General features: G+C 62.1%; 14 protein-coding genes, 1 tRNA gene and 1 pseudogene. 3 read left to right on the plus strand and 13 right to left on the minus strand.

Annotated elements, in window-relative coordinates:
* Positions 1–10 precede the first annotated feature (10 nt).
* The 6 genes from GMST_RS02580 to GMST_RS02605 form a co-directional block, all read right to left on the minus strand.
* A complete protein-coding gene (locus GMST_RS02580; RefSeq protein ID WP_183353040.1) occupies positions 11–859 on the minus strand; it encodes a L,D-transpeptidase in 849 nt (282 codons plus the stop codon).
* 85 nt (positions 860–944) lie between these two features.
* Positions 945–1,889 carry a methylmalonyl Co-A mutase-associated GTPase MeaB gene (gene meaB, locus GMST_RS02585; protein ID WP_183353042.1) on the minus strand — a complete coding sequence of 315 codons (945 nt, stop codon included), beginning with the start codon at positions 1,887–1,889 and terminating at the stop codon, positions 945–947.
* Complete coding sequence (locus GMST_RS02590; RefSeq protein WP_183353043.1) at positions 1,886–2,629, minus strand: enoyl-CoA hydratase/isomerase family protein; 744 nt, start codon at positions 2,627–2,629, stop codon at positions 1,886–1,888. Before GMST_RS02590 ends, meaB begins: the two co-directional genes overlap by 4 nt.
* A 200-nt stretch (positions 2,630–2,829) precedes the next feature.
* Positions 2,830–3,234 carry a coenzyme B12-dependent isobutyryl CoA mutase small subunit gene (gene icmB, locus GMST_RS02595; protein ID WP_183353044.1) on the minus strand — a complete coding sequence of 135 codons (405 nt, stop codon included), beginning with the start codon at positions 3,232–3,234 and terminating at the stop codon, positions 2,830–2,832.
* 205 nt (positions 3,235–3,439) lie between these two features.
* Positions 3,440–3,970 carry a cob(I)yrinic acid a,c-diamide adenosyltransferase gene (gene cobO, locus GMST_RS02600; protein WP_183353045.1) on the minus strand — a complete coding sequence of 177 codons (531 nt, stop codon included), beginning with the start codon at positions 3,968–3,970 and terminating at the stop codon, positions 3,440–3,442.
* Positions 3,971–3,979: 9 nt separating this feature from the next.
* Positions 3,980–4,732: an enoyl-CoA hydratase/isomerase family protein gene (locus tag GMST_RS02605; RefSeq protein WP_183353047.1), complete on the minus strand. Its 753-nt coding sequence runs from the start codon at positions 4,730–4,732 to the stop codon at positions 3,980–3,982.
* 167 nt (positions 4,733–4,899) lie between these two features.
* Between GMST_RS02605 and GMST_RS02610 the strand changes: the two genes are divergently transcribed.
* Positions 4,900–4,974: transfer RNA gene (locus GMST_RS02610), tRNA-Val, on the plus strand.
* Between the two features lie 54 nt (positions 4,975–5,028).
* On the opposite strand, the pseudogene GMST_RS02615 reads toward GMST_RS02610, so the two are convergent.
* The 5 genes and pseudogenes from GMST_RS02615 to GMST_RS02635 form a co-directional block, all read right to left on the minus strand.
* A pseudogene (locus GMST_RS02615) lies at positions 5,029–6,975 on the minus strand (AMP-binding protein); the annotation flags it as partial.
* A gap of 228 nt (positions 6,976–7,203) precedes the next feature.
* Positions 7,204–7,365, minus strand: coding sequence for a DUF2442 domain-containing protein (locus tag GMST_RS22535; protein ID WP_198424528.1), 162 nt, complete (start codon positions 7,363–7,365; stop codon positions 7,204–7,206).
* Between the two features lie 153 nt (positions 7,366–7,518).
* A complete protein-coding gene (locus GMST_RS02625) occupies positions 7,519–8,400 on the minus strand; it encodes a fumarylacetoacetate hydrolase family protein (protein ID WP_183353050.1) in 882 nt (293 codons plus the stop codon).
* A 150-nt stretch (positions 8,401–8,550) separates the two neighbouring features.
* Positions 8,551–10,368, minus strand: coding sequence for a carbon starvation CstA family protein (locus tag GMST_RS02630; RefSeq protein ID WP_183353051.1), 1,818 nt, complete (start codon positions 10,366–10,368; stop codon positions 8,551–8,553).
* A gap of 288 nt (positions 10,369–10,656) precedes the next feature.
* Positions 10,657–11,055, minus strand: a complete 399-nt coding sequence (locus GMST_RS02635; protein WP_183353052.1) for a hypothetical protein — start codon at positions 11,053–11,055, stop codon at positions 10,657–10,659.
* A gap of 281 nt (positions 11,056–11,336) precedes the next feature.
* On the opposite strand from GMST_RS02635, the gene GMST_RS02640 reads away from it, so the two are divergent.
* Both GMST_RS02640 and GMST_RS02645 read left to right on the plus strand, forming a co-directional pair.
* Positions 11,337–13,790, plus strand: coding sequence for a bifunctional diguanylate cyclase/phosphodiesterase (locus tag GMST_RS02640; RefSeq protein WP_183353054.1), 2,454 nt, complete (start codon positions 11,337–11,339; stop codon positions 13,788–13,790).
* A gap of 588 nt (positions 13,791–14,378) precedes the next feature.
* Entirely contained in the window at positions 14,379–14,807 is a 429-nt protein-coding gene (locus GMST_RS02645; RefSeq protein WP_183353055.1) for a GSU0071 family protein, read from the plus strand.
* A 91-nt stretch (positions 14,808–14,898) separates the two neighbouring features.
* Here GMST_RS02645 and GMST_RS02650 read toward each other — a convergent pair whose 3' ends face one another.
* Positions 14,899–15,315: a bacteriohemerythrin gene (locus tag GMST_RS02650; protein WP_183353057.1), complete on the minus strand. Its 417-nt coding sequence runs from the start codon at positions 15,313–15,315 to the stop codon at positions 14,899–14,901.
* Between the two features lie 476 nt (positions 15,316–15,791).
* Complete coding sequence (locus tag GMST_RS02655) at positions 15,792–16,169, minus strand: PH domain-containing protein (RefSeq protein WP_183353058.1); 378 nt, start codon at positions 16,167–16,169, stop codon at positions 15,792–15,794.
* Between the last annotated feature and the right edge of the window lie 76 nt (positions 16,170–16,245).

Below are 16,245 nucleotides of genomic sequence, written 5' to 3' on the forward strand. Positions count from 1 at the left end.
GTTGGACCCGTTATTTTCTATACACCGGCAGGCTCCCCCTCACCTCTACCATCGGGGCGTCCTCGAGGAGCTCGGCCGAACCGGGATCGTCCTCGTACTCCTCCTCCCCTACCGCCCACTCGTAAAAACGCTGGGAATCGAGCATGACGGGGTCCTTGGGCGAACCGTAGACCCGGTTCTGCATCTCTTCGTCGTAGAGGCCGACGCAGCCGTGGGAGGCGGGCTTGCCGGGAAGGTCGCGGGCGTGGATCCAGTAGGCCACGTCGTCGGATCCCACGTGGAACCGCATGGCGTTGTCCATCGGGTACTGCGCGGTCTGGTCCTCGGTCTTGTACAGGGAGGAGCAGTGGGCCAGGTCGCGGGCATCGATCTGAAAAAGACCGATCGGCGTCTCGTGCCCGGCCGCCCCGGTCGCAGCCGGTGCCGAAAGCTTCAGCTTGCCGTGCTCGTAGCCGGCGATCCACTGCTCGGTGAGGTCGATGAGGATGTACTTCTCGTAGCGCTTGGCCGGCTCGTATTCGGCGGGGAGCGGACAGTAACTGCGGCAGGCCGCCATGTCGACCGGCACCTTGATGGTCATCCCGGGATAGACGTGACGCCGGTCGATCCGGTTGAAACGCGCCACGTAGACCCAGTCCTTGCCAAAGAGGGTCTCAAGATCCTCTTCGGGACGGATGAAATGCGGCTTCCAGGCGATTTTGGCGTGGCTTGGATACTCGACGCGGGTGAGGTCTTCGCGGGCCGGATCTTTCGGGTTGGGACCGGCCACCGAGGTGCTCTTAGGTTCGTAGACCACGATGAGACCGAAAAGGACGATGACCAACAGGTGGGGCAGCTTGCGTACTACCTTTGCTAACATCTTCGGGGCACTCCCTTGCTTCAAACAGCTAATGGGGCCGTGGGCCCCATTTGACTCCCCTACTTAGCATCATTAGAACGGGGGGTCAAGAAAAAGCATGTGCAGCCAGCACTTGCTCTACCGCGCTGTAGGGGTCGGTGCTCCGCTCGCGTAAGCCGTCGAGGATCTGCTGGTAGCGACCGCTCTCCCGGATCGCCCCGAAAACGGTGTCGAAGAGCTCGTCGCGCAGGGTGTCGGCGAAGAGCTTCGCGTTTCTCTCCTCGATGAGGCGCTGCAGGTGGCCCGAGTTCTTCAGGTACTCGCGGTGCGCCTCGAACTCCTCGACGAGTGCCTCGATGCCGACGCCGCGCGCCCCTTCGGTCTTCACCACGTGGGGGAGCCAGGCGCCCGGCTCGGGGTGCTGCATCTCGAGCATGGTGGTGAGCTCGCGGGCGGTGCGGTCGGCCCCGTCGCGGTCGGCCTTGTTGACCACGAAGACGTCGCCGATTTCCAGGATCCCGGCCTTGATCGCCTGGATGTCGTCGCCCAGTCCCGGAACCATGACGACCGCCGTGGTGTGCGCGGTGCTCACGATGTCGACCTCGTCCTGCCCTACCCCGACGGTCTCGACCACGATGACGTCCATCCCCATGGCGTCCATGACGTTCACCACGTCCATGGTGGAGCGGGACATGCCGCCTAGGGCGCCGCGGGTGGCGAGGCTGCGGATGAAGACGCCGGAATCCTCGGCGTGGCGGTTCATGCGGATTCTATCCCCCAGGATGGCGCCGCCGGTGAAGGGGCTGGTGGGATCGATGGCGACGACGCCGACCAGGAGGTCCTTTTTCCGGTAGGCCGCCACGATCTGGTCCACCAGGGTCGACTTGCCGGCGCCGGGAGGACCGGTGAGCCCCAGGATGTAGGCGTTGCCGGTGTGCGGGTAGAGCGCCTTCAGCTCGTTTACCGCGCTCTTCATACGGTCGTCGATGTCGCGCATAAGGCGCGCGGCGGCACGGATGTCGCCGTCCAGCACGCGTTCGGCAAGTGTCATGCACAGCTCCCGGAATAAGAGGTGGTCTGGTTCACGGTCGCCTGGAAGCCGCGCTCGAGTGCACAGCCGTTTTTCAGGTCGACCTCTTCTGCGCTGTTCACCAGGCGCTTCAGGGCGGCAAGGGCTGCCGCGGGTTTCTCGGCGATCGCCTCGGCGTAGGCGCGCACCTCGTCCCAGAAGCGCTCGGCCGACACCACGCGGTTTAGGTACCCCATGGCGAGGCCGTCCTGCGCGGTGTAGGTCTGGGCGGTCATGAAGATCTCGAGGGCGCGGTTGCGGCCGATGAGCCTGGGGAGTTTCTGGGTGCCGCAGAAGCCGGTGAGGATCCCCAGGCGCGCGCCGGGGTGGGCGAACTTGAGGGTATCGGAGGCGATGCGCAGGTCGCAGGCAAGGGAAAGGTCGCAGCCGCCACCCATGGTGATGCCGTTTAAGGCGGCGATGACCGGCTTGTCGCAGTCTTCCATCATCTCGAAGAGCGCCTGGCCGGCCTCACCGAAGGCGAGCGCGTCCGAGGAGGAGAACTCGAGCATCTCGGCTATGTTGGCGCCGACGGCGAAGGAATCGCCGGGGTAGCCGGAGACGACGATGACGGCGACCTCGGGGTGCAGGGCCAGGTGGGCGAAGGCGTGGCTCAGCTCGCCCAAGGTCTCGAGGGAGAGGGTGTTGAAGCGGGAACCGGAGTCGAGCATGAGGTAGCCGACGCGGTTCCCGATGGTTATGGAAAGCTTGGTGTACACCATTTGAAAACCTGCACGAAGAAGTTCTAGGTTCTATGTTCTGCGTTCTAGGTGATACGGCAAGAAGCGGTTTGCGTGCATGGTAATCCTGGTACTCAGAACGTTTCTCGGCACTATCCAGTTTTACCTAAACGTAGAACATAGAACCTAGAACGTTTTTGCCTTTTGCTTAGAACATAGAACGTAGAACCGATTTTTGGTTGTTAGGCCCGGGGATGGACGTTGCTGCGGACCCAGTCCACGATCACTTCGGTGGAGGTGCCCGGGGTGAATATCTCGGCTACCCCGGCGGCCTTGAGGCCCGGGATGTCGTCTTCGGGAATCACGCCACCGGCCATGAGCATGATGTCCTCGGCACCTTTCTCCTTGAGGGTGCTGTAGACTGCCGGCAACAGGGTGTTGTGGGCACCGGAAAGGATGGAGAGCGCGATCAGATCGACGTCCTCCTGGATCGACGCGGCTACGATCTGCTCCGGGGTCTGGTGCAGACCGGTGTAGATCACCTCGAATCCGGCGTCGCGAAAGGCACGGGCGATGATCTTCGCCCCACGGTCATGACCGTCCAATCCCGGCTTCCCCACCAGCACACGCAGTCTTCTCTCAGCCATGGCACTCCCTCCTGTATCTAATAAGATGTGTCGTTGGAAAACCTAAAGGTGAAAAAACCTGTTCTTTGCCCCGGAGGCACGGAGGGCACGGAGGTGACAACGGAAAGCCCACCGGGATGATCCAAAAGCCTAAAGGGATTTCCTGTTCCCCTTTGCCGTTGAGGTTCTCCGTGTGCTCCGTGTCTCCGTGGCGACCTCTCGTCCGTTACATCTCGATCCCGGTGCGCGATTTCACTCCCGCCTTGTAGTAGTGCTTCACCTCGCGCATCTCGGTGACGAGGTCGGCGGCTTCGATGACCTTTTCGTGGGCGTTTCTCCCGGTGAGAACCAGCTCGACCTGCGCGGGCTTGCCGGCCATCAGCTCCAGCAGATCCTCGACCGGCAAGAGCCCCATGGAGACCGCGCCGTTCACCTCGTCGAGGATGACCAGGTCGTACTCGCCGCTTTGCAGCTTCCCCTTGGCGAGCTTGAGCGCCTCGGCGGCCAGGTCCTTGTCCTCTTGCGCCGGGTTCTCCTTGTTGACCCAACCGGGACGGCCGGTCTGGATGATGGTGAGGTATGGCGCCAGTTTCTCGGCGGCCATCTGCTCGCCGTAGGGACCGCCACCCTTCATGAACTGGATCATGCAGACTTTCAGTTCGCGACCGACGGCACGGAAGGCAAGACCCAGCGAGGCGGTGGTCTTCCCCTTCCCGTTGCCGGTATACACCTGAATGAGACCCTGTTCCAGTTTCATACTATTTCCTTATCTTCCCTTGAAATTGGCGGGTCGGCGCTCGAGGAAGGACCCCATCCCCTCGCGCTGGTCCAGGGTGGCGAAGCACAGGGCGAAGGCGTCGCGCTCCATGAGGCAGGCGGTCTTCAGATCGATCCCCTGCCCGGCATCGACGATCTCTTTTGCCATCCGGATGGCGAGGGTCCCCTGGCGGCAAATCCCGAACAAAAGCTCCTGCGCGCTCGCCAGAAGCTCGGCGTCTTCATAGACGCGGTTTACCAGTCCCATGGCTTGCGCCTCGTCGGCGCTCACCGCGCGGCCGGTGAAGAAGAGTTCCTTGGCGCGCGCCTTGCCGATGGCGCGGGTCAGGCGCTGGGTGCCGCCGAAACAGGGGATCGCACCGGAAAGGATGCCGGGAAAGGCGAAGCTGGCCGAGCGGCCGGCCACGATGAAATCGCAGGAAAGGGCGAGTTCGACACCGGGTCCGCACACGGCGCCGGCGGCTGCGGCGATGACCGGTTTGCCCAGGGCGTCCAGGGCGAACATCACCCGCTGGCCGAGCGCCGAGTAGGCCGCCACTTCCATGGGGGTCGCACCGCTTGCCTCGGCAGCACCGTCGAGCCCGGTTATCAGGAGACCCGCCACTTCGGGGTCGCTCTTGAGCCCGGTGAAGGCGGAAAACAATAGCTTGAGAAACTCGCCGTCGAAGCGGCTCCCCTTCAAGGAGAGTGTGGCGATTCCCTCTGCTACCTGGAGATCGATCAGCTCGCTTTTCTTGTACATCGGCCCCCCTAAGAAATTTGCAATATAGCAACTGCTAACGGAGCGTGTCAAGGCGAATCGGCAGTAATTAAAACGACGTTTATGGCACATCCCGGAAGGCGAATGTCACAGTAAAATTAACTTAGGCTTGACACACAGAAATCGTTCTGTTATTTACTTGGGGACATGGGCGATTAGCTCAGCGGGAGAGCACTGCCTTCACACGGCAGGGGTCACTGGTTCGAACCCAGTATCGCCCACCATGACAAAAAGACGAAGGGCCAAGTCACTGACTTGGTCCTTTTTTGTTTTTCCAGCTACCCAGATGCCGTACCGGGCACACTCTCACGTACGACCTCACCTGCTATCTTGTGAAAACGGGAAAGACGATCGGTGATGTGCAAGAAAGCCAGGTCGTCCAGATACCCGAAGTCACCCGTCAGGTACCAACCATCCTGCATTACCTCGGCGGTCTTCTCCGGCTTTCCCAGGTAACCGGCCATGACGTTTGGCCCCTTCACCATGATGAGCCCGCACTCCCCTTCGGGAAGGGCGCTGCCGCTCTCGGGATCCACGATCTTCACCACGACACCGGGGACCGGCATCCCCACGCTCCCCTCGCGGAACCCGGCCTGCCGCACACCGTCGATCTCCACGTCGGGAAGGCTCAGGGAGATGACCGGCGACAACTCGGTCGCACCATACCCCTCCAGGGGACGGATAGCGAACTTCTCCTGGAAGGTATCGGCCAGTTTCGGTTTGAGTTTCTCCGCGCCGGTCATGACCAGCCTGAGGCTCTGGAAATCTTCGGCTGTGGCACGCCTGAGGTACGCCATGAGGAAGCGGGGGGTGGCGATAAGCAGGGTGGAGCGCCGCTCCCGCACCAGTTGCGCGATGGCCGCGCCATCCAAGGGATCACGGTGGTAGGCGGCGGAAAATCCCGAGACCAGGGGAAGCCACAAGGTGCCGGTGAGCCCGAGGGAATGGAAGAAGGGGAGCGCGGAGCAGATGTTGTCGCGCCGGGTGGCCCGGAACACCATCCTGAGCGCCTCCAGGTTGGAGAGGATGTTGTGGTGGGTGAGCATCACCCCCTTGGGCTCACCGGTCCTGCCTGAGGAGAAGACGACGGTTGCCAGGCGGTCTGCGTCGAAACCCGCCGGACGGGCGAAGAAGCGCACCGGGAGCAGCCGTGCGGCCAGGAAGGCGTTACGCTTTTCCGCCGCGGTGAGGGAGGCCAGCAGATCCTCCACGAAGAGGGAGCCGGGGAACTCCGGCAGGGTGCCGAGCTTCTCCTGGAACTGGCGGGAGGTGATCACGGTCGTGATGCCGCATTGTGCTAGAGCCGAGCGGATGCCGTCCTGGGAGCCGGTGTAGTTGAGGTTCACCGGTACGCTGCCGTTGAGGGTGAGCGCGATGTTGACCAGCGCCCCGGCAACGGTCGGCGGGAGGCAGACGCCGACCATCTTGTGCTCCACGGTCACGGGCTTAAGCTTGCGCGCCAGGGCGAGCGCGCCAACCAGCGCCTTGCCGTAGCTCAGCTCCCGCCCGCCGCTATCGCTCATGGCGACCCGGTTCCAGTTTTCCCGCGCGGTGCGCGCGAAGAGTTCCCCCAGCGAGCGCCGCGTCTTTTTCCGGGCATCGAACCAGGCGCAGGAGAGCTCCATGACCGCCCGGCGTACCTCGTGTGCGGAGCAACCGGCCTTGAGCGGCTCGCCGAAAAGCACCGTCACCCGGTATGGCATGAGTGACGGGAAGCGCGAGAGGAGTTTTCCGTGGGCATAGGAGAGGATGCTCCCCCAGGCACCGCCGATGTAGACCGGAATGATCGGCATGTCGGTGCCGCGGACGATGCGCTCGAAGCCCCCCTTGAAACGGTTCAGCATACCGTTGCGGGTGATCTCCCCCTCGGCGAAGATGCAGACCAGGTAACCGTCCTCTAAGGCCTGGCGCGAGGTGGCGATGAACTCGAGGAGTCCCTTCTTGCCGTCCTTGGCGGAGACCGGGATCACCTGCATGAGCTTGCAGAGCTGCTTCAAAAGCGGGGTGTCGTAGATCTCGCGCTCCATGACGAACCGGATGCGCCGCTTTTGGGTGGCGATCAGGAGCAGGGCATCGAGCCAGGAGACATGATTGGCAACCAAAAGTGCCCCGCCTTTTCGGGGAACCTGCTCTTTGCCGATCATCTCGAGGCGGTAGCAGATCCGCATGGCGGCCCAGGCGAGGAAGCGGAGCAGCACGTCGGGACGTACCTTGAGGGTGGCCAGGTGCCCGCCCAGGATGGTCATCTTTTAGCTCCTGTGTTCTACTGTTTGTTCATTCTCGGGATCGCAACGGCTGGGTTCTGTCATAACATGACGCATAGCACTTTGGGAAGCGACAGCAGACATCGGACGCTTGAAACGATAAACGAAGGGCCAAGTCAAAGACTCGGCCCTTCTTGTTCTTAAAAGAGATGCCTAAATAAATTTCCTGTTCTGCTCCGGCTCTGCCGGCTACTCTCTCATCGGCGCCGGCGCGCCAAGCAGCATACCCTCGGTACTAAGATCCTCGTCGAGATCGGGCCAGTGGATCCCGTATCCGCCGCCACTGGTTTGCCAGTTCTCTCGCTCTCTGCGGGACGCCCGGGCCAGGCGCGGATACCAGACCAGCGGCACCGAGATGCTATGCGTAATTACCAGCAGCAGGAAAGGCGAATCCCCCTGTCCCCCCTTTTCCCAAGTGGGGAACCTGAGATCAGCCGCAGCGCTGCGTGGAGAGCTGCTCTGAGTTCCCTCCCAATTCCTAGAACAACCTCAATGCACTACACGCTATCCCTGCTCTACCGGGTTCTCCAGCACCCCTATCCCCTCGATCTCGATCCTGACGCGGTCGCCCGCTTTTAGAAACCTGGGCGGCTGGAAGCCGATGCCGACGCCGACCGGGGTGCCGGTGGCGATGATGTCGCCGGGGTGGAGGCTGATGCCGGCCGAAATGGTCTCGATGAGGGTGGGAATCGAAAAGATGAGTGCGCTCGTGCGGCTGTCCTGACGCAGCTCGTCGTTCACCCAGCAGCGCACCCGGGTGTCGGTGCCGTCGAACTCGCCGGCGGTTGCGATGCAGGGGCCCATGGGACAGAAGGTGTCGAAGGACTTCCCCAGGTGCCACTGCTTGTGGCGCTGCTGCCAATCGCGGGCGGTGACGTCGTTCACGATGGTGTAGCCGAAGACGTGCTCCAGCGCCCGCTCTTTCTTGATTCCCCTCCCCCCCTTGCCGATCACCACGGCGAGCTCCGCCTCGTAATCGATGGACTCGGAGATCCCGGCCGGGATCCTGATGGCCGCGCCGGGCCCGACCACCGACTCGGGGACCTTAGAGAAGATGATCGGGTACTCCGGGATGTCGTCGCCACCCTTGGCGCTGTTGTCGAAGCCGCTTTTGGCGAACTCGCGGGCATGCTCGTGGTAGTTCTTGCCGACGCAGAAGATGTTGCGGCGCGGCCTGGGAAGCGGCGCCTCCAGCCTCACCTGGTCAAGAGGGACCGGCGCCTGCTCGGCGGGTAGCGGCTCTCCGCCCGCCAGGCTTTCAACGAGGGCGAGCGCGCCCAGATCCGCCACGCCCCTCGCGAGGTCGAAGGGGACGACGTGGCTGCCGTCTTCGGAGATGCGGCCCACCCGGCGCAGGCCTTGAAAGGCGAAGGTGACGATTTTCACGGTTGTTCCTCCTGAAGTGGGAATAACAAAAAAACAGGGGCGGTTGCGGGAGCGACTTCCGGAACCGGCTCTCTTCGCCCCGTTCCGTCTCGTGCACCCCGGCTTCCCGCCCCTGCCAGTTTACCGCAAACCTGTCATACCGTCAATCTTTTAGCGTACTTCCTCGACGGTCTCCACCACGAGATCGCCATAGCGGTCCTCGACGCGCTCGGTGATCTGCAGCAGCTGCCGCCAGCGCAGGAAGGCGGCCGCGAAGACCACCGCCATGAGCACCATGAGGACGATGGAGAGCGCCACCAGGAGCAAAAGCCCCTTGGGAAGGAAGTTCTTGGTGACGTTCAGGTAGCCCGCACTCATGGTAACCGGGATCATGAAGACGCCGGGGACCGCGGTGATCCAGGCATACTTCGCCTTGCCCAGGCGGATCAGCATGGTGGTGCCGACGATGAGGGCGCAGGTGGCCAAAAGCTGGTTACTCATGCCGAACAGGGGCCAGATGGTGGTGATGTCGCCGGTGTAGACCAGGTAGCCCCAGGCCGAGGTGAAGATGAGGCTCGTGACGATGATGCCGGGGGTCCACTTGTTGTCCAGGAACTTGGGCGAGAGCTTGCCGAGCATCTCCTGCAGGAGGTAACGACCGACGCGGGTGCCGGCGTCGACGGCGGTCAGGATGAAGACCGCCTCGAACATGATGGCGAAGTGGTACCAGTAGGCCATCATCCCCTTCATGACGGGAATCGTGGAGAAGATGTAGGCCATGCCGACGGCGAGCGAAACGGCGCCGCCGGGACGCCCCTGCACCTGTTCACCTACCTCGCGGGAGAGTTCGGGGAGGTTCACCGGCACCATGTGCAGGGCCTGGAATGCCTTGGGCGCAGCGTTGATGGCGAAGTAGTCGGCCGGCACCAGCACGCAGGCCGCGATGAGCGCCATGATGGCCACGAACCCTTCGGTGAGCATAGCGCCGTAGCCGACGAAGAGGATGTCCCGCTCGTGGGCCACCATCTTCGGGGTGGTCCCGGTGCCGATGATGGCGTGGAACCCGGAGAGTGCGCCGCAGGCGATGGTGATGAAGATGAAGGGGAAGACCGCACCCGGGATGATCGGCCCGCCGCCGGCGATGTAGGGGGTAAGCGCCGGCATCTGCAGCTGCGGATGCACCACCACGATCCCCAAGGCCAGAAGCCCGATGGTGCCGATCTTCAGGTAGGTGGAGAGGTAGTCGCGCGGCACCAAAAGGAACCAGACCGGAAGCACCGAGGCGAAGAAGCCGTAGATCGGAATGAAGAGCGCGATCTGCTTCTTGGAGAAGGTGAAGTACGGGGCGATGTCCGGGTTGGCGGCGATGTAGGGGCCGGTCGCCAGCGCCAGGAAGAGAAGCACCACGCCGATCAAGCTCCCCCCCTTCACGTCGCCGGGGCGCACCTTCTGCATGTAGAGCCCCATGACCATGGCGATCGGGATGGTGCAGAACACCGTGTAGGTACCCCAGGGGCTGTTGAACATGGCGTTCACGACGGCGATGGAGAGGCCTGCCAGGGTGAGGATGAGGATGAAGATGATGGCCACCGAGGCGACCTTGCCGGCGACCTTCCCGATTTCCGCTTCGGCGATGAGCGAGAGGCTTTTGCCCTTGTGGCGCACCGACGCGAAGAGCACGATGGCGTCGTGCACGGCGCCCGCCATCACGGCGCCCACGATGATCCAGAGCGCACCGGGGAGGAAACCGAACTGGGCTGCCAGCACCGGCCCCAAAAGCGGCCCGGCCGCCGCGATGGCGGCGAAGTGGTGCCCGAACAAGACGTACTTGTTCGTCTCCACGTAGTCGTGTCCGTCGGCCATGGTGACTGCCGGCGTCTGCCGGTCGTCGTTGAGACCCATCACCTTGTCGGCCAGGAAAAGACCATAGTACCTGTAGGCCAGCGCGAACACACACAATGCCACAAAGATCAACGTCAATGCATTCATCTCTTCCCCCCTGAGAAATTGTCACTGTGACACAAGGGCTATGCCAGCACCGCGGCACCACAGTGTTCAGAAACCCTTCGCATTATACAATACCAACAAAAACTTGCAAAAAGCTATGCAGTATACAAGGTGAAGAGATGTTTGATGAGCTGAAATAGCTGGAGGGATTCTGCCACGAAGGCACGGAGCACACAGAGAACTTCTCAGACCTGGAGAGCAGAGCAAAGCTCTGCGCTTTGCCGCTTCTGCATGCTTCCGTGCCTCGGTGGCGTAGCTTCCAGCCAAAGGTCACTTGAAGGCTATGACTTCAAGCTTGCCGTAGTCGCCGCGTTGCGCCTTCAGCGCATACCGCTCGATCTCGGTATTGCTGCGTTTTTTTCCACTGCCGCCCTCCCCCTCCTGTCCGAGCTTGCGCAGCAGCGCGCGCTGGAGCACTAAACCCGCGGCATAAAAGGAGGCATGCAGGAACTTGCGGCGCAGCAGGCTCCTGAACAGTGCTCCCAAAAGCGCCGCGGTCGGTACCCTGGTCAGGATCTGACGCGCACCCCACCTGAGGTTCAGACGCCGCAGCTTGGAACCGATGTCCGGCAACTGGTCATCGTAAAAGTTGAGTGGGCGGTCGCTCAAGTCCCCCTGGCCGGAGGCCGGCTGCCGCGTGTCGGTTTCTTGCCGTGCTGTTTTTCCCATACCTGCCACCTCTTGGCGCGCAGTCGCCGAAAAGCGCCTGCCGCGCAGCGCATTAAGCACCACTAATCAATTATCGATCCGGCGGAGGCCCGGCGTCAACGTCCTCCTCATGAGCGCTTTCAGTTAATGTTTCGTCCTACCGTGACGATAACGCTCAAAAGGAAAGCTGCTTCGGCGCACCGCGAGCGTCTTTTGCGGCGAAAACCCTGCGGAATCTACTTGCCAACGGCGTGCAAATGGTGCAAGGCTGTGGTCCGCTGCGCAACCCTTCCGGAGACCTCATGCCGTTTTTCCGAAATGCCTCCATACGATCGAAACTGCTGGCCATCATGCTGGTGTGCAGCGTTCCGGTCCTTTTTGTCTTCACCTACTTCGTCGTCAACCAATACCTGGACAAGCGCAAGCAGTCGGAGCGCGAGGTACTCTCGGCGGTGCAGTCCATCGCCTTCGAGCACGTGGCCCAGGTGGAGGGGATCCGCAGCCTGCTGATCGCCCTGTCGCAGTACCCGGACATCCGCCTGAAGAACGAGGCCGGTTGCGCGCGGATCCTGAACCTGATCCTGGAGAAGAGCCCGACCAGCCTCAACGTCGGCGTCGCCGATGCCGACGGCAGGGTCATCGCCACCGGGCTCAAGCAACCGCTCCCCATCAAGTACCGCGTCGGCGACCGCAAGTACTTCCGCGATGCGCTGAGGACCGGCACGTTCACCGCAGGCGAGTACACCGTGAGCCGCGCCGCGCTGAAAAAGCCAACCCCGACCCTGCACTTCGCCCTCCCGGTCGCAGGGCCTAAGGGGACGCCGGACCTGGTACTCTACGCGGCCTACGACCTGAACAGTTTCGGCAGGATCTTCGACGCCCAGGGACTCCCCCCCGGCGCCATCATCAACCTGACCGACCACCGGGGGACCGTGCTCTACCGCTATTCGCGCCTGGGGGTAAGCGATCTGGTGGGGACAACGGACCACCCGGACCTGCGCCAGCATATGACCGGCCGGGCCGAAGAGGGGGTCCTGTCCGGGGTCGGCCTCGATGGCGCCAAGCGGCATTTCGGCTTCAAGCGGCTGCGCCTGAACCCCAACGAGCCCCCCTACCTCTACATCCGGGTCTCCATCCCCGAGCAGGTTGCCACCTCCAACACCAGGAAAGCATTCGCGATCTCCCTGGCGCTCTTCGCGATCGCGGCGGTGGTCACCTACTTCCTGACCCGGGTCATCGCCGGCCACTACATCGTGGGCCCGGTCCGGCGCCTGGTGAGCGCTTCCAGGTCGGTGCAGGAGGGGGATCTCACCGCCCGCAGCGGCCTCCCCTACTCAAGCGACGAACTGGGACAGCTGGCCCGCTCGTTCGACGACATGGCAGCCTCACTGGACCAACGCATCCGGCAGATCAGCCGCGCCGAATCCGAGAAGCATCGCCTGGCCTTCTACGACCCCCTCACCGAGCTGCCGAACCGGCGCCTGTTGCGCGACCGGCTGCAGATCGCCATGGTGCGCAGCCGGCGCCAGAACACCGGCTTCGCCCTGGCCTACCTGGACATCGACAACTTCAAGCACATAAACGACAGCCTCGGGCACCAGGCGGGCGACCAGCTCCTGAAGATCGTGGCGGCGCGCTACCTGGCCGCGCTGCGCGAGGACGACTTCGTCTGCCGCCTGGGAGGCGACGAGTTCGCCGTGATCCTGCACGACATCCAGCAGGAGAGCGCGGCAAGCAGCGTGATCCAGAAGCTGCTGGAGGCGAGTTCCGCCCCGATGGAGATCGAGGGGCGCGAACTGTTGATCACTGCCAGCATCGGCGTCGCCTTCTATCCCAAAGACGCCGAGGACACCGCAACCCTCGAGAAGGACGCCGACATCGCCCTCTACCACGCGAAGGACGAGGGGAAGAACACCTTCCGGATGTTCTGCGAGGAGCTCACCCGGTCCTCGCGCGAGCGGATCAACCTGATCCACGCCCTGCAGCACGCCCAGGACCGCAACGAACTTTTCCTGCACTATCAGCCCAAGATCGACAACAGCACCGGCAGGGTGACCGGCGTCGAGGCGCTTTTGCGCTGGAACAGCGCCGACCTGGGGAGCATCCCACCGGACCGCTTCATCCCGCTGGCAGAGGAGAGCCGGCTGATCATCCCGATCGGCGAGTGGGTGATCCGGACCGCCTGTAGCCAGCAGGTAGCCTGGAAGCGGGTCGGCTGCGACCTGTCGATGGCGGTGAACATCTCGGCGGTGCAGCTCAAATCGCCGGGGCTGATTGAGACCATAGCGAGCGCCATCGAGGAGACCGGCATCGAAGCTGAGCAGCTTGAGCTGGAGCTGACCGAGAGCTGCCTGGTCGACCGCCCCGACGAGGTGATCAAGATCCTGGAGAAACTGCGCGAGCTGCGCTGCAACATCGCCATCGACGACTTCGGCACCGGCTACTCCTCGCTGAGCTACCTGAAGAATTTCCCGGTGACGGTACTGAAGATCGACCGCTCGTTCGTGAAAGACCTGACCAGCAACTCCAGTGACCGGGCCATCGCGCAGTCGGTGGTGAACCTGGCCAACAACCTGGACATGGTGACGGTGGCCGAGGGGGTGGAGCACCAGCACCAGCAAACCGTGCTGGAGGAAATCGGCTGCAACTTCGTGCAGGGGTACCTGCACTGCGAACCGGTCCCGCCCGAGGAGATCCCGGCAATCGTGCGGGCCAGAAACCAGGGAAGCGATGAACCATTGATGATGAACAACTGAAAGCAACAATGAACCAATGAACCAATGGACGATTGACAATTGAGGATTGAAAATTGACAGTTGACCGTTGACGATTGACGACATTGTCGATTGACAATGTACGGGCAGGCGGGGCAGGACTGAGAGGACTGGGCACACCGGCCCTGACCAACACGCGGTGGCAGTTACCAGGGGAGATGCCGGAACGAACGGCATCTCCCCTGTTTCGTCCTAAACGCTTTCCCGTACGGAGGGCTTCAGCCGGCCCGGCCCAGAAGCGGGCACTGTGTCGGAACTGACACGCAGCGTTGCAAATCTGCAAATCGTTCTTTGCAGCTCAGCGAAATTGTCGCTCCACACCTCTGCGGCCCGTGCGGGCGCGACCGGTGCGGCGGCAGCGCCCCCGGCTCGCTGCGAGCGCAAAAAGTGGCGCAAAAGTAACCATCTGCGCGGTACCTGAGCACTTTTGACCAAGTTCCCCTCCCCCCTCGCTGCAGTAACTTCGGGGAGTTGGAGATCACTCCGGAGCTGGTACGAATTCTGCTAGGTAACCGGCATTGCACAAAAACGAGACCTGTCCCAGGTGAAATTTGACAAGGAAGTGACACCATGGATACCTTCACTATCGACGTTGAACTCGAACACTACTATGACGACCGCATGGAGATGTCCAGCAGGGAGGCCGGCCGACGCTTCTACCTGCGCGCGGTGGCACGCTGGAGCGGTACGGAACTGGAGCGGTACCTGGACCGGGTAAAGGCGCACGCGGCCGCTTACTCGAGCCTGAACCACGTCCTGAGGTCCCCGGTGATGCACATCGAGACCCCCCTGTTTCTGTCCGGGCTGGTGCTGCTCCTGGCGAGCTTCGCGATGCTCTTCAGCGGCGAGTTGGGGACGCTGGTGGCGCTGGGCGCCTCGGCGGGTATGGTGGGAATGCTGCAGTGCCTGAAGAAACTCTCCCAGTACTGGCAGGAGTACTCGGTACGCGAAGCGGTGTTCCGGGAACTTACCGAACTGTTGGATGAGCCGACGCTGTAAGGAGCAGGCGCTCCGTTAGGGTCGCAGAGGGAAAAGAAAAAGGCCACGTCGTTTGACGCGGCCTTTTCTTTTTGTGCTGGTCGCCGGTTCCTCAGGCGCACTCTTTGAGGTTGTTGCCGGCACTGAAACGGACGTAGTCGGCGTCGGCGATGGTGATGTCGTAGGTGAGCCAGTTCTGCAGGAAGCTCAGCATCTCCATGGGGAGGTTCCTCCAGACCTGGGTGAGGTCGTGCTCCATAGCGGCCACCTGCCCGGAGAAGTTCCTGTGGTATTCCAGGTGCTCCGCGTACCCCGCGTAGCCGATCTCCTCCATGTACTGCTCCTCGATCTTGAAGTGGTACATGGCGTAGTCGAAGAACTCGTGCAGGGTGGCGGTAAGCCTCACCACGTCGGCGTCGGCAAGATAGTCGTCGTGAGCGCGGTTCAGCAGGTCCACCAGGTGCCGATGATGATTGTCGAACTGCTCAATTCCCAGGGTGAAGCACTCTTTCCATTCCAGTATCGGCATGTCATCCTCCTGTTGCGGCACAAGTGATCAGGTTTTTCCAGGGTTATTGCTGCTTGGAGTATGCCAACGCTAAGTACGGTAAAACACAGCAGTCGAGGCCCGGGAAAGAGCCCTCGTGCTCAGACTCAGTACGCAACTGTTCAAACTGTGCCACCCACTGTTACAACCTTTGAAACAAGGAAAGCTTCCGTCCGCACCACCTCCCCGAGACAGAGCTAATACAAAAGTTGTTCCAATGCCGATTCAGATTCATAAGTCAGGGGGCACGACAATAATGCCGCAGATTCGGACAGTTACGACCCAGAATAACCGGTAATGATTGGCGGGGAGGCGTCTTACCCAAAACGGGTGTCGGCTATCCTTACAGGTAAGCGTCGGCACTCTTGACAGTACCGCCTCTTCTTGAAACGGGCAGGAAAAAAGCGGGCCCGGAATGGAGTACCGGGTCCCGCTTTAGAGGCAATCGGCGCCGGCCTTTACTTCAGCACCCGGCTTGCCAGTACCTTCTGTACTTCGTAGACGTTCACCTCCTTGGTGAACTTCTTCTCAATGGGGATGCTGTCGCTGCCGATCCAGATGCGCAGCTCCGCCTCCGGTTCGAAGGCGCCGCCGGTGCGCACGCCAAACTTGGTGATCTTACTGTAGGGGATGGAGAGGTACTCCAGCTGCCGCCCCGAGATCCCCTGGACGTCCACCAGAATCAGGCGCTTGTTGGTGAACAGGAACGTGTCCCGAAACACCACAAAGCCGACCTCGATGATCTCCCCGTCTGCCAACAGCGGTCCATAGGTGTTGTGAAACTTCTTGGTTTCCGCTGATCCCGTATTCTTGTCCACCCCTGAAAAAATTCCCATACGGCTCGTGCTCCCGACCTCAAGATGACGTGCTGTCGAGCGTATCGGCGCGCGGCCCGGAAAACTTTAGCCCCGG

Source organism: Geomonas silvestris (assembly GCF_014193515.1).
GTDB lineage: Bacteria > Desulfobacterota > Desulfuromonadia > Geobacterales > Geobacteraceae > Geomonas > Geomonas silvestris.